This window comes from Nonomuraea sp. NPDC047529, from assembly GCF_040642995.1.
In the GTDB taxonomy this organism is placed as follows: Bacteria; Actinomycetota; Actinomycetes; order Streptosporangiales; family Streptosporangiaceae; genus Nonomuraea.
Map to the genome: position 1 here is coordinate 204,780 of NZ_JBEYTJ010000008.1, position 22,941 is coordinate 227,720.

Below are 22,941 nucleotides of genomic sequence, written 5' to 3' on the forward strand. Positions count from 1 at the left end.
GTGCTCACCCCGGATACGGCGGGTGCTGGCCCGGGGGCACGCCGCCGCCCTTGCCGCCGCCCTTGTGTCCCTTGTCGCTGCCGTGCGGCCGCCCGGCCCGCTTGCCGCCGCTCTTGGACTCCGGCACGGCGTCGGTAGATTTGGAGTTCGCGCCGGACTTACCCGACCGGCGAAGTTCGGGCTGTTGCGGATTACTCATGGCTTTTGTCCCCCTTTGCGGCTTATCACCTACCTCGCACCTCCGCCGCCAAACCCTCCGCCCGCCGACGGCTACCGGGTCAGGCCCGCGTCGTGGGCGATCAGGCCCGCCTGGGTGCGGTTGAGGCAGCCCAGCTTGTCCAGCAGGCGGGACACGTAGCCCTTGACGGTGGGTTCGGCCAGGTGCAGGCGGGCGCCGATCTGCGCGTTCGACAGCCCTTCGCCGAGGCACGCCAGCACCTCGCGCTCGCGTCCGGTCAGCGACTCCACCAGCTCGCGGGCGCGGGCGCGCGCCGGGTCCGCCGCCGTCGAGGCCGCCACCAGCCTCCGGGCGGCGACCGGTGACAGCACGGTGTGCCCCTCGGCGGCCACCCGGACGAGCCCGATCAGGTCCTCCGGCGGCGTCGACTTGACCAGGAAGCCGCAGGCGCCCGCGCGCAGGGCGCGCAGCACGTACTCGTCGGCGTCGAACGTCGTCAGCACCACGACGACCGGCGGACGGGGCAGCTCGCCCAGGCGTTCGATGGCGGTGAGCCCGTCCAGGCCGGGCATGCGCAGGTCCATGAGCACGACGTCCGGACGGCTGCGCACGACCGCCTCGATGCCGGCGGCGCCGTCGTGGGCCTCGTCCACGACCTCGATGTCGGGCGCCGAGCCGAGGATGGTGCGCAGGAAGCGGCAGACCATCGGCTCGTCGTCCACGACCACGACCCTGATCATGTGGCCACGTACGCGGGGAGGACGGCCTCGACGCTGAACCCGCCGTCGTCGGCGGGCCCGGCGCGCAGTGTGCCGTGCACGACCTCGACCCGCCGCCGCAGGTTGGCGATGCCGAGGCCGGAGCCGGTCCCGGCCAGCGGGCCGCCGGGCAGGCCGGTCGGCGGGGTGTTGCGCACGGTGAGCCGCACCTGGGCCTGGCCGTACTCGATGCGCACCTCCACCCGCGCGCCCGGCGCGTGCTTGCGCACGTTCGTCAGCGCCTCGCGCACGATCCGGTACGCCGTGCGCCCCACCACCGGCGAGGCCAGCGCCCGGTCGCCCTCCTCGACCAGCTCGGCCGGGGTGCCCACGGAGGCGGACTCGGCGACCAGCGCGGCGAAGTCGGCCGCCGACGGCGGCGCGTCCGGCTCCGGCGCGGTGCGCAGGAGGCCGATCACGTCCCGCAGCTCGTCGAGCGCCTGGCAGCCCGCGGCCCGCAGCTCCTCGGCGGCCTGCCGGGTCTGCTCGTCGCCCGCGGTCACTCGCAGCGCGCCGGCCTGCAACACCATGAGGCTCACCCGGTGGGTGACGACGTCGTGCATCTCGGCGGCCAGCCGGGCGCGCTCCTCGGCGCGGGCCTGCTCGGCCAGCAGGTGCCGCTCGCGTTCGGCCCGTTCGGCGCGCTCGGTCAGCATCCTGATCACCCGCCGCCGTCCGTCGAGGTAGAGCGCGAGCAGCGGCCCGACGGCCGTGCGCAGCACCCCGTTGACGAGGACGCCCACCGACGGCTCCCACACCCGCGCGATCACCAGTGTGTACACGGCCAGCGCGGCGAGGGCGACCCGCCGGTCCCGGCGGTAGACCGGCCCGTACGCCGCCGCGATGGTCGCGAACGGCGCCCACACGTTCCCCGGTCCGGCCGGGACCAGCACCCCGCCCGGCGAGATCAGCAACGTCAGCACCAGCGTGAACGTCCCCAGGACGGCCAGGACCGTGAGCGGCGCCCGGCGGCGGGCCGCCAGCGACAGGCAGACGGCCGCCTGGACCGCCAGCAGCCCCCAGGCGAGCGGGCCCGGACGCTCGGGCCACCACGTGAGGCCGAGCAGCGTCGAGCCGGTGTCGAGCAGCGCGAAGCCGACCGCGATGACCACGTCCAGCACGAGGGAACGGCGACACGCCCCTGCACTCATGCCGCAAACGCTATGACATCCCTGTATGCCGTAGATATCGGGCAAGTCGGAATCCATACGAAAGTCGCACGCGCTCCCTCCGAACGTCGCCCCCACGACCGACGGCCCGCCCTGCCGGACGGCCGTCCCGCCGCCGTGCAATGGACCCATGACGAACCTTCCCCCGCTGGGCCGCTACGAGATCGACGTCGAGAACTCCGCGATCCGCTTCACCACCAGGCACCTGTACGGCCTCGGCCGCGCCCGCGGCACGTTCGACGTCAAGGGCGGCACCGTGGACGTGGCCGAGCCGCTCGCCGACTCCCGCGTGCGCGTGGAGATCGACGCCGCCGGCTTCCACACCGGCAACCACCGGCGCGACGAGACCGTCCGCTCGGCCCGCTTCCTCGACGTCGCCCGCAACCCGGTCATCACCTTCACCGGCGGCCACACCGACGGCGAGACGCTGACCGGCACGCTCACCGTCGCCGGCGTCGAACAGCCGCTCACCCTCACCGTCGAACGCTGCGACGTGACCCCGAACGGCTTCACCGTCGTCGTCGCCGCCCGCGTGGACCGCACCGCCTTCGGGGTGACCGCCATGCCCGGGCTCGCCGCGCGTCACCTGACGATGTCGGCCGAGGTCAGATGCGTGCGGGCGGGCGTCAAGGATCGCGGGGAAGACCGAGCGCGCGCTCGGCGATGATGTTGAGCTGCACCTCGGTGGTGCCGCCGCCGATGGTGAAGGCCCGGGTGGCCAGGATCATGCGGTTCCAGTGACGGTCGGACGGAACCAGCGACCAGCAGAACTCCGAGATCGCCTGCGCGTGCCGCATACCGAGCAGCTTGCGCACGCTGGAGGCGGGCCCGGGGTCGGCGCCGGCCAGCCTGGACAGCGTCACGCGCAGCCCGAGCGCCGAGATCGCCTGCCCCTCGGCCCACAGGCGCCCCGCCTGCTCGCGGCGCGACTGCCGCAGCGGCGGCAGGCCGCCGATCAGCCGGATCATGTCGGTGTGCTGAGAGCCGGGTCCCCAGGAGTCGCCGAGCGCGACCCGTTCGTACGAGAGCGTGTCGCGGGCCACCCGCCAGCCGCCGTCCACCTCGCCGACCACCAGGTCGTCCGGGACGAAGACGTCGTCGAGGAAGACCTCGTTGAAGATCTCGTCCCCGTTGATCTCCTTGAGCGGCCTGACGGTGACGCCGGGGGCGGACATGTCCACCAGGAAGTACGTGATCCCCTCGTGCTTGGGCCTGTCGGGTGAGGTGCGGGCCAGGCAGATGCCCCAGTGGGCGTACTGGGCGAGGGACGTCCAGATCTTCCGGCCGTTCAGCGACCAGCCGCCCTCCACGCGGGTGGCCCTGGTCGACAGGCCGGCCAGGTCGGACCCGGCGCCCGGCTCGCTGAACAGCTGGCACCACACGAGCTCGCCGGTGAACGTCCTCGGCAGGAAACGTTCCTGCTGCTCGCGGGTGCCGTACGTGACGATGGACGGGACCGCCCAGGCGGCGATCCCCAGGTTGGGGCGTTTGAGGTCGCGGAACTCCTGGTGGATGATCACCTGTTCCAGCGGCGTGGCCGCGCGCCCCCACGGCCTGGGCAGATACGGCATGATCCAGCCCTCGCGGGCGAACCGGCCCAGCCGGGCGAGCGGCTCCTCGCGCCGCAGCGACCCGGCCTCCGCCCTGATCGTCTCCCTGAGGGGGACGGACTCCTCGGGCAGGTCGGGCTCCATCGCCCGGCGGACGCCCGCGAGGGCCAGCTCGGCGACCTGCTCGGCCCACGGTCCCGGGTCCCCGGCGAGCATGCGGCCGGACAGGGCGCGGCGATAGTGGCGGTGGGCGTCGTGCTCGAAGGTGTAGCCGATGCCGCCGAGCACCTGGATGGCGTCGGCCGCGCAGCGCACCGCCGCGTCCGGCCCCAGCACGGCCGCCACCCCGACGGCCAGCCTCGCCTCGCCGCCGAGCACACGCGGTCCGTCCTCGCGCGGTCCGTCCGGGTGGGGGCTGTCCGAACGGGGGTGGTCGAGGGCGCGGGCGGCGTCCCAGACGGCGGCGCGGGCCTGCTCAAGGGCCACCAGGGCGGCGGCCACCCGGTGCTTGACGCCCTGGAACTGGCCGATCGGGCGGCCGAACTGCTCGCGTACCTTGGCGTGGGCGGCGGCCGTGCCGACCGCCCAGGCGGCGGTGCCGCACGCGTCGGCGCCGAGCAGCACCGCGGCCAGCTCCCGCACCGGCACCGGGCCGAGCACCCGCTCCGGCGGGATGGCGCGGACCAGGCGCTCCGGCGGCACCCCGCGGGCCGTGACCGTGCAGAGGTCCCGGTCCAGGTCGACGCCCTCGGCGGGTTCGGCGGTCACGTCCGCACGGTCCAGCAGCGCCCACCCGTCGCCGTGCGGCACGAGGAACAGGTCGGCCCCGGCCGCCCCGAGGGCGACCGGCCCGAGGACGACGGCCGCCGTCAGCGACCCGTCGGCCAACCCGCGCAGCAGGCCGGGCGCGGGGGCCCGGGACCGGGCGAGCGCCGCCGAGGCCAGCACGACCGGCAGGTACGGCCCCGCCACCCGCAACTCGCCCAGCACCTCCACGGCCACGCACAGCTCCACCAGCCCGTACCCCTGCCCGCCGTGCTCCTCCGGCAGGTGCAGCCCCAGCAGCCCCTGCCCGGCCAGCGCCCGGTGCTCGACGGTACGCCCCGCCAGCCCCCGTACGGAGGCCGCCAGCGCCCGGTGTTCCTCGGTCAGCCCGATCCCCATGGACGCACACTAGAACGATATTCGGTCGATCTCCAGCGCCCCGGAAAACTGTTGGCGCGCGACCGGCGGGGATGGTTACCCTCGCAACTGTCCCGTTCGGCGCGATTTCTGGAGGTGGGTTGATGCCCGGCACGGCGCCCAGCGCGCCTCTCCGTGCCACGGGTGTGCCCCGCCTTCCCTGAGAGCCGGAGGATCGGCTTCCGAAAGGGCCAAGGCCTCGGAAGGACCGGACCACCTGTCGCACCAGCGTGCCTGTGAGGCCCGCTCGGCGCTCCCTTGCTGCCTTTTCTCGTATCAAGATCCGGCAAGGAGAACCCAGGTTGTCTGCCAACGGCAAACCTCGTTCCATCATCAGCACCGACACCTTCGCGTGCGTCCGCTGCGGCCTGACCGTCGCCGCGCACGGCCCCGACGGCGCCCGCCGCAACCACTGCCCGAGCTGCCTGCACTCGCTGCACGTGCTCGACCGGGTGGAGGGCGGCCCGTCGGAGTGCCGGTCGCGGATGAACCCGATCTCCATCGCGGTGCTCCGCACCGGCGACTGGATGATCATCCATCGCTGCTCGCGCTGCGGCGAGCTGACGTCCAACCCGATCTGCGGGGACGACAACCAGCTCATCCTCATGCGCATGGCCGTACGCCCGCTCGCACAGCCGCCGTTCCCGCTCGAAGCGTTCGGCGACCTGTGACATGCCCAGGAAGAACCCTGGCCGGGCCAGGCCGCAACAGCCCAAGGCCGTACAGCGGGGCGAGCGCGGCGACGCGTTCCGCTGCGTCGGCTGCCGGCTGGACGTACCGATGGACGCGCCGGGAACGGCGCACCGCAACCACTGCCCGCACTGCCTGACCAGCCTGCACGTCGACCACCGGATCCCGGGGGACCGGCGGGCGGGCTGCCGGGGCCCGATGGCGGCGCTGAGCGTCACCGTCAGGCCGGACGGGGAGTGGCTGATCATCCACCACTGCCAGGCGTGCGGCGGGCTCAGCGCCAACCGCATCGCCGGCGACGACAACGCGCTGGCCCTGCTGCGCATCGCCGTCCGGCCGCTGTCCGACAGCCGCCTGCCGGTCAACGCGCTGCTGGCGCTGTGAAGACGCGTTCTGCGTGAGACGCGCCTCTGAGACGCGTTCTGTGAGGCGCGCCTTGTGAGGCGCGTTCGTGAGACGGCGGGTCGTCCTTCGGGGCGGCCCGCCCCTCGCGTCGGCCTAGGCGGTGTTTCATAAGGCCTTGAGCCACTGGTCGATCGCGGCGATGGTGAGTGTGGCCTCGAACCGGACGGCGAGCTTGTCGTAGCGAGTGGCCATGCCACGGTTCTGCTTGAGCTGGTTGATGCCGCATTCCACGGCGTGACGCCAGCGGTAGAGACCGGGGTCGAAGGTCGGCGGCCGCCCGCCTTTGGAACCCTTGGCGCGCCGGTGGGCGTCCTGGTCGGCCTTGCTCGGGATGCACGCCTTGATCCCACGCCGGCGCAGATGAGTGCGGTTGGCCTTGCTGGTGTAAGCCCTGTCGGCCAGCACAAGATCGGGACGGGTCCGGGGTCGGCCGCCACCCGGGCGGCCGACCCGGATCTTGGCCAGCACCGCGATGAACTGCGGGCTGTCTCCCCGATGACCGGCCGTCACCAGCAGGGCCAGGGGTTTACGGCCCTGCTCACAGGCCAGATGCGTCTTGGTGGTCAGCCCGCCCCGCGAGCGGCCCAGCGCGTGATCGTCCGGTTCGTTCCCCGTCCCACCGGGCGGTTCCTTCTGCAGGTGACCGTCCCGGCGCGCACCCGCGGCATGCTGATGGGCACGGCTGGTCGTGGAGTCCACGCTCACCGTCCAGCCGATCTTCCCTTCGGCGTCCGCCCGCCTCTGCAACCCGGCAAGGATCTTGGCCCAGGTGCCATCACGCTGCCAGCGCCGGAACCGGCCGTACACCATGGACCAGGGCGCGTACGCCTCGGGGACGTCCCGCCATGGCGCGCCAGTCCGGATCCGCCACCGGATGGCGTCGATCAACTGGCGTCTGCTCCATTTCGGCGGACGACCGCGGTCCGAGGGCGTGGGTAACAGCGGCTCCAGCGCTGCCCACTGCCCGTCGGTCAGGTCGTGCCGCCTCGTCACCGCTACGCTGGCCACGAGGTCTCCGGTACTTGGGTCTTCTTGGTCGTTGAACCAACTACCGGAGGCCTCGTCAATTACCAACGACCGCCACGCCGCGTCCCCTCATCACCTTTGAAAACGCGGCCTAGTAGTGGGCGAAATCCGTCGTTGTCGCGGTCGCGCATCATGGGTTATGAGCCGACGTTCGGGCCGCTGCGGAGGAGCGCCTGTCCAAGGGGGGTCAGGGTGTGGAGGACGGCGCCGCCGATCCGGGTGGTTGAGACGAGTCCGGCGTTGCGCAGTACCGTGGCGTGCTGGCTGGCGGAGCCGAGGGAGGTGCCGACCCGTTCGGCCACGGACGTGGTGGTGGCGGGGTCGCGCAGGGCGGCCAACACGGCTGCGCGGGTACGGCCGAGTAGGGGGCCGAGCACGTCGGCCTGGTCGGTGGACTGCCCCCCGACGAAGATCGGATACGTCAGCACGCTGGCCGCGTCGGGCCGATACGTCACTATCAGGCGAGGCGCGAAGTAGGACGGGATCAGCAGCAGCCCGTGCCCAGGCAGAGCAATGTCATGGTCGTCGCCGAACGGGATGTACAGGGTCGGCGGCTGCCAGCGGCAGTCGGGGTGGAGCGTGGCCAGCAGGGCGTCTACCCCGCCGCGTAGCAGGGTTTCGGCGCGCAGGGTGCGGTCGGCGGCGGCTTCGGCCTGGATCTGCGGCCACAGTGGCTCCACGGATGAGGTGAAGTAGCGGTTCAGGTCACTGGCAAGGGTCTGGCGCGCCCAGGAGGCGCCGTCGGCCAGTTCCTGTGCCCACCGCCCGGCCTGCTGCGCGGGCGACAGCTCGCTGAGATCGAACGCTAAGTTGGAGCTGGTCGTCTGACTGGCCTGCTTGACGCCGGTGGCGAAGTCTCCGGCGTCCGGCTGGAGCAGGAACGTGGGTATGAAGTTCTTCGGGGGAACCAGGGGCGCGAGCACCCCGGCCCGCTCCGCCAGGCTTCCTCTCACCTGCTGGTGCAGTCGGCGGACTCCGGGTCGCGACCAGCTCCTGCTGGTCTGTGCGCCAAGCAAGAGGCGCACACTCAGTGCCGTCTCCCACAGCGCGTTCGGAGCCGGGGCGAACGTGATCTGGCGAAGGTCGGCGTCACAGAAGTGCATGCGGATCATGCCGATGATTCTCACGCAGCCGGCTCTGCTCGGCGAAGTCCAGCCTCACCCTTTTAGTCAGGACTAAAAGGCGTTGTGGTCGAAATTCGGCCAGGGCATCCTTACCATCCAGGGTCCCGATTAGGAGCCATTGGCTCCAGTTAGCGGCGCCTTGCGCGGGGGCAGCCTCATCGCTGTCCAGGGATCGCTACATGTAACCATGGATGGACTGGAAGAGGCCATCCACATCGCTGGTTTGAGCGATGAACTCTCGCCCTAGGAGGTCATAGTCGATGCAGTGAGGTGATCTCAGAGAATTAATTCGGGCAAGCAGGGATTTCTTAGCCGCAGGCGGTCGCGTATCGGGCCTTTCGGGAGAAGTCGTTGAAGACCGGAGACAGGCGTGGAGCCTCCGGTAGATGAGTTCTCACCACAAGAAATCCCATAGCCGGAAGGCTCCACGTGATTGCTCATCGTGCCATGCTCGACGTCTCCCGCGCGCTGGTTCAGTACGTTGCCCGGTTGCTGCAGGAGGAACGCCGACAGCTCGGCACTCCCAAGGGCAGCCGCGCCCTGACCCCGTTCCGGCAGGCGGTCATGGTGCTGCGCTGGTTCCGAGGCGAGCGCGACATCCCCAAGCTCGGCCGCGATCACCGTGTCTCCCGAGCCACCGCCTACCGCTACATCACCGAAGGTATCGACGTCCTCGCAGCTCAAGCCCCTGATCTACACGAGGCCCTAGATCGCGCCCAGGCCGACGGGCTGGGCTATGTGATCCTGGACGGTACCTTGATCTTCATCGACCGCTGCGCCGAACAGAGCCTCAGCGTCAAGGGCGAGCCCATCGACGCCTGGTACTCCGGCAAGGCCCACCAGCACGCGGCAACCTCCAAGCACTCTCTGCACCCAGCGGGCTTCCCCTGTGGATCGCCCACGTCGAACCAGGCTCGGTCCACGACCTAACCGCCGCTCGCGCGCACGTCCTGGGCGCGCTGTACGCCGCTGCCGCAGGCGGCCTGCCCACTCTCGCCGACGGCGGCTACGACGGCGCGGGCATCGGCGTCCACATACCGATCAAACAACCCCAGGAAACCAGACCCTCAGCCCGGACAACCGCACCTACAACCAACTCCTGCGCGGCCTGCGCTGTATCGGTGAACGCGGGTTCGCCCTGCTCAAAGGCCGCTGGCGGATCCTCCAGCACATCACCGCCGGCCCCAGCACAATCGGCGACATCGCCCGCGCGGCACTTGTACTGACCCATTTCGAGCACAACTGGCTACCAGAAATGCGCTGAGATCACCTCACTGAGGCGTCGGTTTTCGGAGTGCCCTGCTGCTCTTGCCGCACAGGCAAGAGAAGCGGATGCTCATCCCTCAACACCACATGGCCCTTCGCGCCACTCGACATTCGTTTCGCGCGGGCCGCCAAAAGGGGCTTTCGCCGCGTTGCCTCCGTAGGTGACCATGAACGCTTAGGGGGCCGCACCATCAACGGGGAGAACCATAGTGAATCGTGTTCTGGCGCTGTTATGCGCCTTCATCGTCACGCTCGTCATGATGCCGCCGGCGCAGGCAAACGCGTCGGCGTCCACCAGCACCCTCAAGCTCGCCTGGACCTACGTCGCCCTGGCCGACCCGAAGGCCTCCCATTGGAACAGCGCGGACGACGCGCTCGTGGGGACGGGTGTCCAGCCTCCCGGCGTGTTCCGCTCCTTCTTCCGCATGGACATCAGCCCGATGCGCGGCAAGAAGCTGCTGTACGCCACCTTCCAGGGCTATCTCAACAGCGGCGCCTGCGACCCCAGCATCGAACTCTGGCTGACCGGGGAGATCGGCCCGGAGACCACCTGGAGCAACCAGCCCGCCTGGACGCGGAACCTCGGCACCGGGACGGTCGCCGACGGCTTCGACTCCTGCTTCTTCAACTGGCGGATCAGTGACCTCGTGCGGGAAGCCTCCGCACGCGGCGAACGGCACCTGACCTTCGGACTGCGTGCGGCCAGCGAGGTCGGGCCGCGCAGCCTGCGTGTCTTTGAAACCGATCAGGTCAACCACCCGTACTGGGGCCGCTTCACCACGCCGGGGCTGCGCTTCTGGTACAACACCGTGCCTGAGGTGCCCACCGATCCGGCCATCAACCTCAACGACTCCTGCTGGCCAGAGCCACGCCCGGCGACAACGTTCGTCTCCACCACGACACCCACCCTGGGCGCCGACGTCGTCAACCCCGACCGGGAGCACGGCGACGAGGTGTCGGCGCGCTTCGAGTGGGCTGACGCCTCCGGCGCTGTCCTGGGCTCGGCGACGTCCTATCCCGGCAGTTGGGAGGGCAGGCACTGCACCGAGATCCCCGAAGGGCTGCTCGCCGATGGCAAGACCTACCGGTGGCGGGTACGCGCCGAGGATCACTACCAGGAGCCGGAGACCCTGGAGATGCTCAGCGACGCCAGTGACTGGACGGCCTGGCAGGAGTTCACCGTCGACGTCACCCGGCCCACGCTGCCGGTGATCGCCTCCGAGACGTATCCGGAGAACTCGACGGGCGGGCTGGTCGGCACGCCCGGTGTGTTCACCTTCTCCCCCGGCGAGTCCACCGACGTCGCGTCCTACGAGTACCGGCTCGTACCGGGTGGTTCCCTACCATCTGGGCGCGTGACGGCCGATGCCGAGGGGCGGGCCAGCGTGACCCTCACCCCGACGCGCATATTCCGCAACATCCTGTATGTCAGAGCGGTCGACCGGGCCGGCAACCCCGGGTCGGAGCGTGCCTACGCCTTCACCCCGCGGCGGAACCCGGCGCCGTCGGTCACCTCGGCCGTCTACCCGGAGAACGCGCCCGGCGGCGGAGCGGGCGTGCCCGGCGAGTTCACCTTCTCGTCCAACGGCGCGCAGGACGTCGTCGCGTACGGCTATCGCCTGGACTCCGGTGAGACGCTCCAGACCCCCGCAGACACGCCCACCGTGACCATCACGCCCGACACTGCCGGTCCTCACACGCTGTCGGTGTGGAGCATCGATGCGCGCGGCTACTCGAGCTGGGCACGTGATTACGCCTTCACCGTGAACTAGGCCGTGTTTCGAAAGATCACGTGTGAGGCGTGTCGGTGATCGTTGAACGAAGAGGTCTCCGGTAATTGGTTCAACGACCAAGAAGAACGAAACACCGGAGACCTCGTGGCCAGCGTAGTGGTGACGAGGCGGCACGACCTCACTGACGCGCAGTGGGCGGCGCTGGAGCCGCATCTGCCTGCCGCGTTGGGCAAGGGCGTCCGCCGAAGTGGAGCAGGCGGCAGTTGATCGAGGGGATCCGGTGGCGGATCCGGACCGGGGCGCCGTGGCGGGACGTGCGCCTGCTACGGTCACTGGTTCACCGTGTACGGCTTGTTCCGGCGCTGGCAGCGGGAGGGGATCTGGGCGCGGATCCTGGCTGCGTTGCAGGCGTGTGCGGACGCCGCCGGGAAGATCGAGTGGACGGTGAGCGTGGACTCCACCATCACCCGGGCTCACCAGCACGCAGCTGGAGCACGCCGGGACGGCCACCTGCAAAAGGAACCACCCGGCGGCGTGCACAGCGAGCCGGACGATCACGCGCTGGGGCGCTCACGCGGCGGGCTGACCACCAAGACCCATCTGGCTTGCGAGCAGGGCCGCAAGCTGCTGGCTGCGGTGGTGACCGCAGGTCAGCGGGGCGACAGCCCGCAGTTCATCCCGGTGCTGGGCAAGATCCGGGTGGGCCGCCTCGGCGGTGGCCGTCCCAGGACCCGCCCCGATCTTGTGCTGGCCGACAAGGCCTACACCAGCAAGGCCAACCGCACTCATCTGCGCCGGCGTGGGATCAAGGCGTGCATTCCGAGCAAGGCCGACCAGGACACCCACCGACGAGCCAAGGGATCGAAGGGAGGCCGCCCACCCGCCTTCGACCCCGCGTTCTACCGGCTGCGCCACGCTGTGGAGTGCGGCATCAACCTGCTCAAAGGCAACCGCGGCATGGCAACCCGCTACGACAAGCTCGCCGTACGCTACGAAGCCGTCGTCATCATCGCCGCGATCAACCAGTGGCTCAAAGCCTTATGAAACACGGCCTAGTCGTCCCCGAACTCCAGGCGCAGGGCCAGCGTGAAGTCGGTCACCGCCTCCTCGTGGCGTTCCATCTCCTGGAAGATCTCGCCGCGCACCCGGTAGGCCCAGATGTACTCGGGGTCCAGCTCGACGGCCCGGTCCAGGTCGCGCAGCGCGGCCTCGTTGTCGCCCATCTCGCTCAGCACCGCGCCCCGGCTGCCGAACGCCCGGTCGTTGTCGGGGTCCAGCTCGACCGCGCGGTTCAGGTCGGCCAGCGCCTCCTGGTACCGGTCGATCATGCGCAGCGCCTCGCCGCGCCGGCTGAGCGCCCGTACGTGGTCGGGGTCGGCCGCCAGAGCCCTGGTGTAGTCGTCGATGGCCTCGCTGTAGAGGTGCATGCGCTGGTACAGGTCGCCGCGCGCCACCCACGAGTACGCCAGCTCCTCGTTCAACGCGATGATCTTGGCGTGCTCGTCCAGGGCCTCGGCCAGCCGGTCCATGTCCACCAGGGCGTCGGCCTTGGCCTCCAGGATCCACAGGGACTCGGGGGCGAGGGTGAGGGCGTGGTCGAAGTCCTCCATCGCCTCCTCCGGCCGGCCGAGCGCCGCGTACGCCTGGCCGCGCGAGCCCAGCGCGTACGCGCTGTCGGGTTCCAGTCTCAACGACTCGTCGAAGTCCGCCAGGGCGGCCTCGTACCGCTCGATGACCCGATGGCTCTCACCGCGCAGCCGCCAGGCGCGGGCGTTGTCCGGGACCAGCGCTATCGACTCGGTCAGATCGGCGATAGCGGCCTCGTGCCGCGACAGCGCGATGTACGATTCGGCTCGGCTGCGCAACACTGACGCGCGCGACTGGGCGGCTGCCTCGGTCAGCTCGGTCAGCTCGGACTGGTCGTTGATCCCCTCGCTCATGGAGGGAATCTATCTAACTAAATCTGGATGATGGCCGCCTTTTCGCGGGTGTACTCCAGGACCGAGTCGTGGCCGTACCCGCTGTCCTTCACGCCGCCGAACGGCAGGCCCGGAGGCATCTGGCGGTAGGTGTTCACCCACACGGTCCCGCTCTGCAGATCCCGGACGAACCGGTGCGCCCGCCCGAGGTCCCGCGTCCACACCCCGGCCGCCAGCCCGTACGGCGAGTCGTTGGCGATCTCCAGCGCCTGCTCGTCGCCGTCGAACGGGATGGCCACCGCCACCGGCCCGAAGATCTCCTCCTGGCAGATGCGCAGGCCGTTGTCCTCGGTCGTGTAGAGCGTGGGCGCCACCCAGTAGCCGCCCGGCAGGCCGGGCACCACCTCGGCCCCCGACCGTCCGCCGAAGACCAGCTCGGCCCCCTCCTTCTCGGCCGTCTCCAGGTACGACCGCACCCGCTCGAACTGCCCGGCCGACACGATCGGGCCCATGGACGTGGCCAGGTCGAGGGGGTCGTCCAGGACCAGCCCGGCGCAGATGTGCCTGATCCGCCCGAGCAGGTCGTCCCAGATCGACCGGTGGACGAGGATGCGCGAGCCGGCCACGCACACCTGCCCGGCGTTGCCGGTGTAGATCGAGTTCACCGTGACGCCCTGCGCGGCGGCGTCCAGGTCGGCGTCCGGGAAGACGATGTTGGGCGACTTGCCGCCCAGTTCGAACGTCAGCGGCTTCAGCGCGTCCGCCGAGGCCCGGGTGATGGCCTGGCCGGTGGCCGTGGAGCCGGTGAGGCTGACCTTGGCGACGTCCCGGTGCCGGACGAGCGCGTCGCCGACCTCCTCGCCGAGCCCGCTGACGATGTTCAGCACGCCGGGCGGGAACACCTCGGCCAGCAGCTCGCCCAGCCGCAGCACCGACGCGCTCGCCTGCTCGGCGGGCTTGACGATCACCGTGTTCCCGGCGGCCAGGGCGTAGGCGGCCTTGGCGGAGAAGGTGGAAATGGGGGAGTTCCAGGGGATGATGCAGACCGCCACCCCGTACGGCTCGCGCCGCGTCAGCCCCAGCGTGTCGGGGCCGAGCAGGACGGTGTCGCCCTTGACCGCGTCCAGGCACTGCCCGGCGGCGAGCTGCCACAGGTACGCCATGCCCGGCAGGTCCTTCTTGAGCGTGTCGCGCAGGATACGGCCGTTGTCGCGGGTCTCCAGCCGGGCCAGTTCCTCGGCGTGCCGGCCGAACAGCTCCGACACCTTGCGCAGGAAGTGCGCCCGGCCCAGCGCGGGCATGGCCGACCAGGCGGGGAAGGCCGCCCGCGCCGCCGCCACGGCGGCCTCGGCCTCCCGTGCGCCACTGGCCGGGATGCTCGCCCACGCCTCGCCGGTGGCGGGGTTGACGGTGTCCATCGTCCGGTCCGCGGGGACCAGCTCGCCGCCGATGAGATTGCGATACTCAGGCACGTGCCCAAGCATATGCTTGCTTGCCAGCGATGGGCCAGTCCTGGATGGATCGGGGCATAATGGTCTTCCGTGAAGATTGACCTGACCTGGCCGGAAACCGCCGACGAACCCGTGCTCGCCGCCGTCCACCGCGTGCTGCACGCCGTCGTCGAGCTGGGTGGCGCCGTCGGCTACCTGGCGCCGCCCACCCGGGACGAGACCGACCCCTGGGTGCGGGCCGCGCTCGCGTCGGCGGCGAACGGCGAGGGCCGCCTCGCCCTCGCCACGGTCGACGGCACGGTCCAGGCCATGGGGGTCTGGCGCCGCGGCCAGGAGGCCGTCTTCCGGCACTCCGGCGAGATCGGCAAGGTCATGGCTCACCCGGAGGCGCGCGGGCTCGGTCTCGGCCGGCTGGTCGTGTCCGGCCTCGCGGACGACGCCCGCGCCGCCGGCATCGAGACGCTCACACTGCGCGTGCGCGGCAACAACCACGGCGCGATCGCCCTGTACGGGAGCCTCGGGTTCCGTGAGTGGGGGCGGCTGCCGAACGTCGTCGAGGTGGGGGAGTGGCGCTTCGACGAGGTGAGCATGTATCTGGAACTCGGCCGCCGGCCCGGCGTCATCCTCCACGGCTCCTCTCCGGGCGGCCCCGGCTCCTCCCCCAACCCCGCAACCCCCTGATCCACGACCCCCTGGCCCGTCCCTGGCGGTCCGGCTCCTGTTCGCCCGGGAGTCGCGGTTAGGATCGGGGGCATGCTGCTGGCCCCCGGAGTGCACGCCGTCGTCACCGACCGCCACGGAGGGGTCAGCGCCCCGCCGTACGGCTCGCGCAACCTCGGCGGCATGGTCGGCGACGACCCGGCGGCCGTACGGGCCAACCGCGAGACCCTGGCGGCCGAGCTGGGCGTGCGCGCCGTCGTGTACATGCGCCAGGTCCACGGCGCCGAGGTCGCGTACGTGAGCGAGCCTTTCGGCGACGACCCGCCGCCGCTCGACGGCGTGTTCACCACCGAGCCGCGCCTGGCGCTGGCCTCACTGGGCGCCGACTGCCCCGCCGTGCTGGTGGCCGACCCCGAGGCGCGCATGGTGGGCGCCGCGCACTCCGGCCGTCCGGGCACCGAGGCGGGCGTGGCCACCGCCCTCGTCGAGGCCATGGCCGCCAAGGGCGCCCGCCCCGGCAGGATGGTCGCGCTGATCGGCCCGGGCGCGTGCGGCCGCTGCTACGAGGTGCCTGCGGAGCTGCGCGACCGGGTCGCCTCGAAGGTGCCGGCGACCTGGTCGACGACGTCGTGGGAGACCCCGGCGCTCGACCTGCGGGCCGGGATAGAGTCCCAGCTCAGGGCGGCGGGCGTGCCCGACGTGCGGCACGACGCCCGCTGCACCATCGAGTCCGCCGAGCTCTACTCCCACCGCCGCGAACAGCCCGGCGGCCGATTCGCCGGCCTCATCTGGCTGACCTGACCCCGGGGCCTCGCCGGACGGCGGCGGCGCCCGGGCCGGGGGCCTACTTCTCGCGGGAGCTGTTGAAGACCACGTTGACGATGATGATCCCCACCCAGATCGGGATCATCATCAACGCCCGCCCGCCCCCCGCGAACGCGAGCGCGATCGTGGACAGCGTGCCCAGGGAGAGCGAGACGATCGCCAGTGCCAGCCGCTGCCCGTCCGACCCCCTGGCGGGCGCCTTGGCGCGCGGAGCCGCGCCGGCCAGACGCTGGTCGACGCGCCGATCGACCTCCTGGCCCACCTTGTCGAGGAACGACTCCACCAGCGCGTCCTCGAAGTCGGGGCCGAGGTCGCGCCGCGCGGACACGGCCGCCTTGAGCTCATCACCGGTGGTCATACGGGAGAGACTAGACGGCTTTGCCCCCTAACGGGCGAGGATGTCGTCGAGATCGTAACTGACCGGCCGTTCCAACTGTTCGTACGTGCACGACTGCGGGGTACGGTCGGGCCGCCAGCGCCGGAAGTGCGCCGTGTGCCGGAACCGGTCGCCCTCCATCTGGTCGTAGGCCACCTCGATCACCAGCTCGGGCCTGAGCGGGATGAACGACAGGTCCTTCTTGGCGTTCCACCGCGACACCGCGCCCGGCACCCGCTGCCCGCCGGTGGCGGGCCCCGCCGCCGGCTGCCCGGCGTTGGCGGCGGACTGCTCGGCCCAGTGGCCCCACGGGTGCTCGCTCAGCTCCGCCAGGTACGGCCTGAGCTCCTCCACCAGCTCGGCCCGGCGCGCCATGGGGAACGACGCCGCCACGCCCACGTGGTGGAGCCGGCCGTCGTCGCCGTAGAGGCCGAGCAGGAGTGAGCCGACGATGGGCCCGCTCTTGTGCTCGCGGTAGCCGCAGATCACCACGTCGGCCGTGCGCTCGTGCTTGACCTTGAACATCGTGCGCTTGTCGGGCACGTAGGGCTGGTCGCCCGGCTTGACGATGATGCCGTCGAGCCCCGCCCCCTCGAACGTCTCGAACCATTCGCGCGCCTGCTCGTCGGCGGTGGTGACCGGTGTCAGCCGGACGGACCCGCCCTTGTGCGGAAACAGCTCCTCAAGCCGCCGCCGACGCTCGGAGAACGGCTCCTCCATCAGCGACTCGTCGCCCACCGCCAGCAGGTCGAAGGCGACGAACTGGGCCGGCGTCTGCTCCGAGAGCAGCTTCACCCGCGAGGCGGCCGGATGGATGCGCTGCTGGAGGGCGTCGAAGTCGAGCTGCGCCCCCCGGGGCAGCACGATCTCGCCGTCGACGACCACCTTGTCGGGCAGCTCGGTCTTGACCGCCTCGACCAGTTCGGGGAAGTAGCGGGTGAACGGGCGCTCGTTGCGGCTGCCGAGGTAGACCTCGTCGCCGTCGCGGAACACGATGCAGCGGAAGCCGTCCCACTTGGGCTCGTAGAACAGCGTGCCGTCCTGTTTGGGCATGGCCTTGACCGGCTTGGCCAGCATCGGCGGCACGGGCGGCCGGACCGGCAGGTTGGGCACCGGCTCTTCGACGGGCTGCTCGGTCATGGGCTCTGCTCCCTCGTGTATCTGCAGAAGAGGACCCCCTCCTCTTCCAGGACCTGGCGGAGGTCAAGCGGGACCTGCGCGGCCACGCCGTTCAGTATGCGGGCCGCGCCGCCCGCGACCAGCATGGGACTCACCGACAGGCACAACTCGTCGATGAGGTCGTCGGCCGAGAGCTGCGCGTTGATGCGCGGGCCGCCCTCGCACAGGACGCGGGTCAGGCCGCGCTCGTGCAGCTCGCGCACGGCCAGCCGCATGTCGACGCCGTCGTCGCCGGCGATGATCAGGTCGGACCGCTGGGCGGCCAGTTTGCGCCGCTCGGCGGGCGCGGCCTCGCAGGTGATCACGATCGTCGGGCTGGTCGCGTCGGTGAACAGCTCGCCGTCGAGGTCGAGGTCGAGGCTGCGGGTGATCACCGCGATCGGCGGCACCTCCGGACGCCCGGCCCGCATCGACGACCAGGAGGCGCGCGGCTTGACCGGGCCGTAGCCCTCGGTGCGGACGGTCGCCGCCCCCGCGACGATCACGTCGGACATCCCGCGCAGGACGCCGAAGATGCGCTTGTCGCCCCTGCTCGACAGCCCGCCCGAGCGCCCCTTCAGCCAGGCCGCGCCGTCGGCGCTGGACACCATGTTGAGCCGCAGCCAGGGCCGCCCCTCGGGGTAGGCGTACGCCTGCTCGATGTCCGGGTTGTCTTGAATGTCGGGATAGATGCGCCGCACTCCTCTACCTTGGCACACCCCACTGACAATCCGTCCCGGGGGTTTTGCCACCGACCGCACTTTTGGGTAATCGAAGGACGAAAGGCCCCTTGCCTGCATACGGTGACGGAAGGGACTTGCCGGGAGGGAACGTGGGCCTGGTCACCGCCGCCGCATGGGCGATCGCCGCACTGATCGGGGTGTACCTGCTCTACCGCTGGCTCTCGGCCGGCGGCCTGCGCGGGCAGGAGGCCAAGGTCACCCGCTTCCCCGTGACGCTGCTGCTGTCCCATCCGGCGCTCGCGGTGTCGTCGCTGGCCTGCTGGATCGCGTACGTGCTGACCGGCAGCGTGCCGCTGGCCTGGATCGCCTTCTGCGGGCTCACCGTGGCGGCGCTGCTCGGCTTCGCGATGTTCACCCGCTGGCTCGGCGGCGGACGTCACCAGCGCCGGGCCGCCGGCTTCCCGGTGCTCGCGGTGGTCCTGCACGGCGTGGCCGGGGTGACCACGTTCGCCCTGCTCCTCGTCACGGCCGGCATCGCCCGCCTCTTCTAGCGGCCCGGCCGGCTACGGCGTCCGGGGCTCCCTGGGCAGCCGCAACACCTGGAACGACCGGCCGGTGACCGCCACCAGGTCGCCCGCCCGCCACCGCTCGTCGCCGGACGCCTCCTCCACCACGTCGTGGCCGGTGTCGAGCACCGGCAGCCACTCGGCCCCGAACTCCGGCCCCGGCAGCGTGAACGACAGGTTCTCGTGGTGGGCGTTGATGAGCAGGAGGAAGGAGTCGTCGACGATCCGCTCGCCACGGGGGCCCGGCTCGGTGATGGCCTCGCCGTTGAGGTAGACCATCAGCGACTTGGCGTAGCCGGTGTGCCAGTCGCCGGCCGTCATCTCCTTGCCGCCCGGGGTCAGCCAGACCAGGTCGCGTTTGCCGTTGTCGGGGTGGCGGCCGTGGAAGAAGCGGCGGCGCTGGAAGACCGGGTGCTCGCGGCGCAGCTTCGACAGCGTGCGGACGAACGCCAGCAGGTCGGACTCGGCGTGCAGCATCGACCAGTCGATCCAGGCCAGCTCGTTGTCCTGGCAGTAGGCGTTGTTGTTGCCCCGCTGCGTGCGGCCGATCTCGTCGCCGTGGGAGAGCATGGGCACGCCCTGCGACAGGAACAGCGTGGTCAGGAAGTTGCGGCGCTGGCGGCGGCGCAGCGCGACGATGTCCGGGTCCTCCACCGGGCCCTCGGCGCCGCAGTTCCAGGAGCGGTTGTCGTTGGTGCCGTCGCGGTTCTCCTCGGCGTTGGCCTCGTTGTGCTTGTGGTCGTACGAGACCAGGTCGGCCAGGGTGAAGCCGTCGTGGCAGGTGACGAAGTTGATCGAGGCCACCGGGCGGCGGCCGGAGGACTCGTAGAGGTCGGCCGAGCCGGTCAGGCGGGAGGCGAACTCCGGCAGGGCGGAGTTCGTGCCCCTCCAGAAATCGCGCACGATGTCGCGGTATTTGCCGTTCCACTCCGTCCAGAGCGGCGGGAAGTTGCCGACCTGGTAGCCGCCCGGCCCCACGTCCCAGGGCTCGGCGATCAGCTTCACCTGCGAGATCACCGGGTCCTGCTGGATGAGGTCGAAGAACGCGCTCAGCCGGTCGACGTCGTGCAGCTCCCTGGCCAGGGCCGAGGCCAGGTCGAAGCGGAAGCCGTCGACGTGCATCTCCAGCACCCAGTAGCGCAGCGAGTCCATGATGAGCTGCAGCGCGTGCGGCGAGCGCACGTTGAGCGAGTTGCCGCAGCCGGTGTAGTCGAGGTAGTAGCGCCGGTCGCCGTCGTGCAGGCGGTAGTAGTTGACGTTGTCGATGCCCCGGAAGCCCAGTGTGGGGCCCATGTGGTCGCCCTCGGCCGTGTGGTTGTAGACCACGTCGAGGATGACCTCGATGCCCGCCTCGTGCAGCGCCCGCACCATGGCCTTGAACTCCAGCACCTGCTGGCCCCGCGTGCCCGAGCCGGAGTAGCGGCCGTGGGGCGCCAGGTAGGCCATCGTGTTGTAGCCCCAGTAGTTGGTCAGCCCCCGGGCCACCAGGAAGTGCTCGGGCACGTAGTGGTGCACCGGCATGAGCTCGACCGCCGTCACGCCGATGGACAGCAGGTGCTCGATGATCGCCGGATGCCCCACCCCCGCGTACGTGCCGCGCAGCTCCTGCGGCACGCCCGGGTGGCGCATGGTCAGCCCCCGCACGTGCGCCTCGTAGATCACCGTCTCGTGGTACGGGATGCGCGGCGGCCGGTCGTTGCCCCACTCGAAGAACGGGTTGACCACCACGTTCTTGGGCATGTACGGGGCGCTGTCCTCCCTGTTGCGCACCGACGGATCGGTGAAGTAGTAGGGGAACAGCGCCTCGTTCCAGGTCAGGTCGCCGTCGATGGCCTTGGCGTAGGGGTCGAGCAGCAGCTTGGACGGGTCGCAACGACGCCCCTGCGACGGCTCGTACGGCCCGTGGACGCGGTAACCGTACCGCTGGCCCGGCTGGATCCCCGGCAGGTAGCCGTGCCAGACGAAGCCGTCGACCTCCGGGAGCGGGACCCGCTCCTCGCTGTCGTCATCGTGAAAAAGGCACAGCTCGACCCGCTCGGCGACCTCGGAGAACACGGCAAAGCTGGTGCCGACGCCGTCCCAGGTGCCGCCGAGTGGATAGGGCTCGCCCGGCCAGACCTCGCGCATGTGACCCGATTGTCGCACGCCAAAGCGCTCCCGTTAGAGGAGTTCGGCGTTCAGTGTGATCGTGGTGCCCGCCAACGCCTTGCTGACCGGGCAGTTCGCCTTGGCGGTCGCGGCGGCCTCCTGGAACTGCTCGGCCGTGATGCCCGGAACCTGTCCCTGCACGGTGAGCACGATGCCTGTGATGCCCTCACCCGGCTGGAATGTCACGTCCGCGCTCGTGCGCAGCGACTCCGGCGGCGTGCCCGCGCCGGCCAGGCCGTGCGACAGGGCCATGGCGAAGCAGGAGGAGTGGGCGGCGGCGATGAGCTCCTCCGGCGAGGTCTTGCCGCCCGCCGCCTCGGCCCTGGAGGGCCAGGAGACGTCGAACGTGCCCACGCCCGAGGAGTCGAGCGAGACGGTGCCCGAGCCGTCGAGCAGGGCGCCCTTCCACTGCGTGGTGGCGGTGCGGGTGGTGGCCATGGCGGGTGATCCCTCCTGTCGTCGTCCTCTCGACACTATCGTGGGCCTCAGGAGCCGCCGCGGGGGGTCGTCCGCCTCAACATTTCCGGCGAACAATGGCATGCTCGGGTCGCGGCGCACCCGCCGTCTTGGTCCGGACCACGGGAGTGTGGTGCCAGTGGAGGCACCGTACGACGACCGCCTGCTGCACCAGCGGGTGGTCGGCGGCGACGAGTCGGCGCTCGGGGAGGTCTACGATCGGCTGTCCGCGCTGATCTTCGGGCTCTCCTTACGGGTCACCAGGGACCGTGTGATCGCCGAGGACATCACGCAGGAGGTGTTCCTGGTGTTCTGGGAGCGCCCGCTGGCCTACGACCCGGAGCGCGGCACGCTGCGCGCCTGGCTCGCCACGATCGCCCACCGCCGCGGGGTCGACCACGTACGGGCCGAGGAACGCCGCCGGGTCTCCGTCCTCGGGCCGAAGCTGTTCGAGCGCGAGCCCGTGCGGCCGGAGGACACCGTGCTGGCGGCCGAGGAGGCCGAGCGCGTTCGGCAGGCCGTGACGTCGTTGCCCGAGGGGCTGCGCCGGCCGGTCGAACTGGCCTACTACGGCGGCCGTACCTATCGGCAGGTGGGTGAGGAGCTGGGCGTGCCCGAGGGCACGGCCAAGTCGCGCATCCGGCTGGCGCTGCGGCGCCTGGCGGACGCGCTGGCGGAGGAAGAAGGCTGATGGATCCTGTCGAGCGCCTCTTTCTGGACGCGTTGATGGAGGACCCGGCGGTGCCGGTCGGCTCCCTGCGCCCGCAGCTCCTGGCCGGCGCCAGGGCCCGCCGCCGCCCCGCGGCGCCGACCGCCGGCTGGGCGCGGCCGTACGCGGGCCGCGTCGCCGCCATGGACGCGCTGCTGGCCTCGGCCGTGGACGACGACTGGTCGCGCGTCATCGTCGAGGGCTGGACGTTGCAGGAGCTCGTGGCCCACCTGGCCGCCAAGGACGGCCTGCTGGCCGCCTCCGTCGGCGCGCCCGTGCTCGGCCCTCCGCCGGCCGCCTCCGACGCGGCCGGCCGCACGGCCGACGTGCAGGCGTACGAGCGGGTCCGCAGCCCCGAGCAGACCAGGCGCGACTGGCGGGCCCAGGCCGACGCCCTCTGCCGCCACCTGGACGGACTCGACCCGGCCCGGCCGGCCACGGTGGACGGCATGGAGGCGGCCGTGCGTGACCACGTGCTGGCCAGGAGCCTGGAGACGTGGGTGCACACCGCCGACGCCGCCACGACGGCCGGGATCCGCCTGCCCGACCCCGTGCCCGAGCACATCCGCCCGACGGCCGACCTGTGCGCCCGCCTGCTGCCCTGGACGATGCTGCTGTCCGGCCTGGACGGCTCCGGCCGCACCCTCCTGCTCACGCTGACCGGCGCCGGCGGCGGCGAGTGGCGGATCCCGCTCGGCGTCTCCGACACCGCGCCGGGCACGCCGGACGCCCACGTGACGGCCGACGTGGTCGCCTTCTGCTTCCTGCTGGGCGGCAGGGGAGAGCCGGACACCTTCCCGGCCGAGCTGACGGGCGACCTCGCGCTGGCCCGCGACGTCCTGACCACGGCTCCCGCGCTGTCGGGGCCGTGAGCGGGTAGGCTGTGATCGATTTGTTACCTAATATAAG

22 protein-coding genes and 2 pseudogenes are annotated in these 22,941 nt (G+C 71.1%); 11 read left to right on the forward strand and 13 right to left on the reverse strand.

All coding sequences use genetic code 11. From position 1 onward, the window contains the following. Positions 1 to 4: 4 nt before the first annotated feature. From ABZ815_RS15510 to ABZ815_RS15520, 3 genes are all read right to left on the reverse strand, one after another. Entirely contained in the window at positions 5 to 199 is a 195-nt protein-coding gene (locus ABZ815_RS15510) for a hypothetical protein (RefSeq protein ID WP_352325673.1), read from the reverse strand. A 71-nt stretch (positions 200 to 270) separates the two neighbouring features. Then, positions 271 to 918 (reverse strand): response regulator transcription factor, encoded by a 648-nt coding sequence (locus tag ABZ815_RS15515; protein WP_357698099.1) that lies wholly within the window; start codon positions 916 to 918, stop codon positions 271 to 273. Beyond that, a complete protein-coding gene (locus ABZ815_RS15520; RefSeq protein WP_357698101.1) occupies positions 915 to 2,087 on the reverse strand; it encodes a histidine kinase in 1,173 nt (390 codons plus the stop codon). Before ABZ815_RS15520 ends, ABZ815_RS15515 begins: the two co-directional genes overlap by 4 nt. A 148-nt stretch (positions 2,088 to 2,235) precedes the next feature. Here ABZ815_RS15520 and ABZ815_RS15525 point away from each other — a divergent pair, with 148 nt between their 5' ends. After that, entirely contained in the window at positions 2,236 to 2,772 is a 537-nt protein-coding gene (locus ABZ815_RS15525) for a YceI family protein (RefSeq protein ID WP_357698103.1), read from the forward strand. On the opposite strand, the gene ABZ815_RS15530 is transcribed toward ABZ815_RS15525, so the two are convergent. Next, positions 2,732 to 4,819, reverse strand: a complete 2,088-nt coding sequence (locus ABZ815_RS15530; RefSeq protein WP_357698105.1) for an acyl-CoA dehydrogenase — start codon at positions 4,817 to 4,819, stop codon at positions 2,732 to 2,734. The genes ABZ815_RS15525 and ABZ815_RS15530 overlap by 41 nt on opposite strands. A gap of 320 nt (positions 4,820 to 5,139) precedes the next feature. Here ABZ815_RS15530 and ABZ815_RS15535 point away from each other — a divergent pair, with 320 nt between their 5' ends. Together ABZ815_RS15535 and ABZ815_RS15540 are read left to right on the forward strand one after the other, a co-directional pair. After that, a complete protein-coding gene (locus ABZ815_RS15535; RefSeq protein WP_357698107.1) occupies positions 5,140 to 5,508 on the forward strand; it encodes an RNHCP domain-containing protein in 369 nt (122 codons plus the stop codon). Position 5,509: 1 nt separating this feature from the next. Further along, complete coding sequence (locus ABZ815_RS15540) at positions 5,510 to 5,911, forward strand: RNHCP domain-containing protein (RefSeq protein ID WP_357698109.1); 402 nt, start codon at positions 5,510 to 5,512, stop codon at positions 5,909 to 5,911. Positions 5,912 to 6,037: 126 nt separating this feature from the next. Here ABZ815_RS15540 and ABZ815_RS15545 read toward each other — a convergent pair whose 3' ends face one another. Together ABZ815_RS15545 and ABZ815_RS15550 are read right to left on the reverse strand one after the other, a co-directional pair. Beyond that, positions 6,038 to 6,940: an IS5 family transposase gene (locus ABZ815_RS15545; protein WP_357698111.1), complete on the reverse strand. Its 903-nt coding sequence runs from the start codon at positions 6,938 to 6,940 to the stop codon at positions 6,038 to 6,040. A 155-nt stretch (positions 6,941 to 7,095) separates the two neighbouring features. After that, positions 7,096 to 8,070, reverse strand: coding sequence for a winged helix-turn-helix domain-containing protein (locus ABZ815_RS15550; protein ID WP_357698113.1), 975 nt, complete (start codon positions 8,068 to 8,070; stop codon positions 7,096 to 7,098). Between the two features lie 459 nt (positions 8,071 to 8,529). On the opposite strand from ABZ815_RS15550, the pseudogene ABZ815_RS15555 reads away from it, so the two are divergent. The 3 genes and pseudogenes from ABZ815_RS15555 (at position 8,530) to ABZ815_RS15565 (ending at position 12,125) form a co-directional block, all read left to right on the forward strand. Next, a pseudogene (locus ABZ815_RS15555) lies at positions 8,530 to 9,346 on the forward strand (transposase family protein). Positions 9,347 to 9,557: 211 nt separating this feature from the next. Further along, positions 9,558 to 11,120, forward strand: a complete 1,563-nt coding sequence (locus ABZ815_RS15560; protein ID WP_357698115.1) for a hypothetical protein — start codon at positions 9,558 to 9,560, stop codon at positions 11,118 to 11,120. A 120-nt stretch (positions 11,121 to 11,240) separates the two neighbouring features. Beyond that, positions 11,241 to 12,125 (forward strand): annotated as a pseudogene (locus ABZ815_RS15565) (IS5 family transposase). 8 nt (positions 12,126 to 12,133) lie between these two features. On the opposite strand, the gene ABZ815_RS15570 reads toward ABZ815_RS15565, so the two are convergent. Further along, on the reverse strand, positions 12,134 to 13,021 hold the full coding sequence (locus ABZ815_RS15570) for a tetratricopeptide repeat protein (protein WP_357698117.1): 888 nt from the start codon (positions 13,019 to 13,021) through the stop codon (positions 12,134 to 12,136). Between the two features lie 17 nt (positions 13,022 to 13,038). After that, positions 13,039 to 14,472 (reverse strand): aldehyde dehydrogenase family protein, encoded by a 1,434-nt coding sequence (locus ABZ815_RS15575; protein WP_357698119.1) that lies wholly within the window; start codon positions 14,470 to 14,472, stop codon positions 13,039 to 13,041. Between the two features lie 69 nt (positions 14,473 to 14,541). Between ABZ815_RS15575 and ABZ815_RS15580 the strand changes: the two genes are divergently transcribed. Both ABZ815_RS15580 and pgeF read left to right on the forward strand, forming a co-directional pair. Beyond that, positions 14,542 to 15,132, forward strand: coding sequence for a GNAT family N-acetyltransferase (locus ABZ815_RS15580; RefSeq protein WP_357698121.1), 591 nt, complete (start codon positions 14,542 to 14,544; stop codon positions 15,130 to 15,132). A 72-nt stretch (positions 15,133 to 15,204) separates the two neighbouring features. Beyond that, on the forward strand, positions 15,205 to 15,912 hold the full coding sequence (gene pgeF / locus ABZ815_RS15585; protein WP_357698123.1) for a peptidoglycan editing factor PgeF: 708 nt from the start codon (positions 15,205 to 15,207) through the stop codon (positions 15,910 to 15,912). 43 nt (positions 15,913 to 15,955) lie between these two features. Here pgeF and ABZ815_RS15590 read toward each other — a convergent pair whose 3' ends face one another. Genes ABZ815_RS15590 through ABZ815_RS15600 form a run of 3 tightly spaced genes read right to left on the reverse strand, consistent with a single transcriptional unit; the run spans position 15,956 to position 18,171 of the window. Beyond that, positions 15,956 to 16,294: a hypothetical protein gene (locus ABZ815_RS15590; protein ID WP_357698125.1), complete on the reverse strand. Its 339-nt coding sequence runs from the start codon at positions 16,292 to 16,294 to the stop codon at positions 15,956 to 15,958. A gap of 27 nt (positions 16,295 to 16,321) precedes the next feature. Beyond that, a complete protein-coding gene (locus ABZ815_RS15595; RefSeq protein ID WP_357698127.1) occupies positions 16,322 to 17,452 on the reverse strand; it encodes an ATP-dependent DNA ligase in 1,131 nt (376 codons plus the stop codon). Then, positions 17,449 to 18,171 (reverse strand): pyrimidine reductase family protein, encoded by a 723-nt coding sequence (locus ABZ815_RS15600; protein WP_357698129.1) that lies wholly within the window; start codon positions 18,169 to 18,171, stop codon positions 17,449 to 17,451. The genes ABZ815_RS15595 and ABZ815_RS15600 overlap by 4 nt, the downstream gene beginning before the upstream one ends. A gap of 131 nt (positions 18,172 to 18,302) precedes the next feature. Between ABZ815_RS15600 and ABZ815_RS15605 the strand changes: the two genes are divergently transcribed. Next, a complete protein-coding gene (locus tag ABZ815_RS15605; RefSeq protein WP_357698131.1) occupies positions 18,303 to 18,704 on the forward strand; it encodes a hypothetical protein in 402 nt (133 codons plus the stop codon). 12 nt (positions 18,705 to 18,716) lie between these two features. On the opposite strand, the gene glgX is transcribed toward ABZ815_RS15605, so the two are convergent. Next, the gene (glgX, locus tag ABZ815_RS15610) at positions 18,717 to 20,846 is read right to left on the reverse strand and encodes a glycogen debranching protein GlgX (RefSeq protein ID WP_357698133.1); all 2,130 of its coding nucleotides are present in this window, start codon (positions 20,844 to 20,846) and stop codon (positions 18,717 to 18,719) included. A gap of 33 nt (positions 20,847 to 20,879) precedes the next feature. Further along, positions 20,880 to 21,305: an OsmC family protein gene (locus tag ABZ815_RS15615; RefSeq protein WP_357698135.1), complete on the reverse strand. Its 426-nt coding sequence runs from the start codon at positions 21,303 to 21,305 to the stop codon at positions 20,880 to 20,882. 151 nt (positions 21,306 to 21,456) lie between these two features. On the opposite strand from ABZ815_RS15615, the gene ABZ815_RS15620 reads away from it, so the two are divergent. Beyond that, positions 21,457 to 22,014, forward strand: a complete 558-nt coding sequence (locus ABZ815_RS15620) for a sigma-70 family RNA polymerase sigma factor (protein WP_357698137.1) — start codon at positions 21,457 to 21,459, stop codon at positions 22,012 to 22,014. Beyond that, complete coding sequence (locus tag ABZ815_RS15625) at positions 22,014 to 22,904, forward strand: maleylpyruvate isomerase family mycothiol-dependent enzyme (protein ID WP_357698139.1); 891 nt, start codon at positions 22,014 to 22,016, stop codon at positions 22,902 to 22,904. The genes ABZ815_RS15620 and ABZ815_RS15625 overlap by 1 nt, the downstream gene beginning before the upstream one ends. Positions 22,905 to 22,941: the final 37 nt, after the last annotated feature.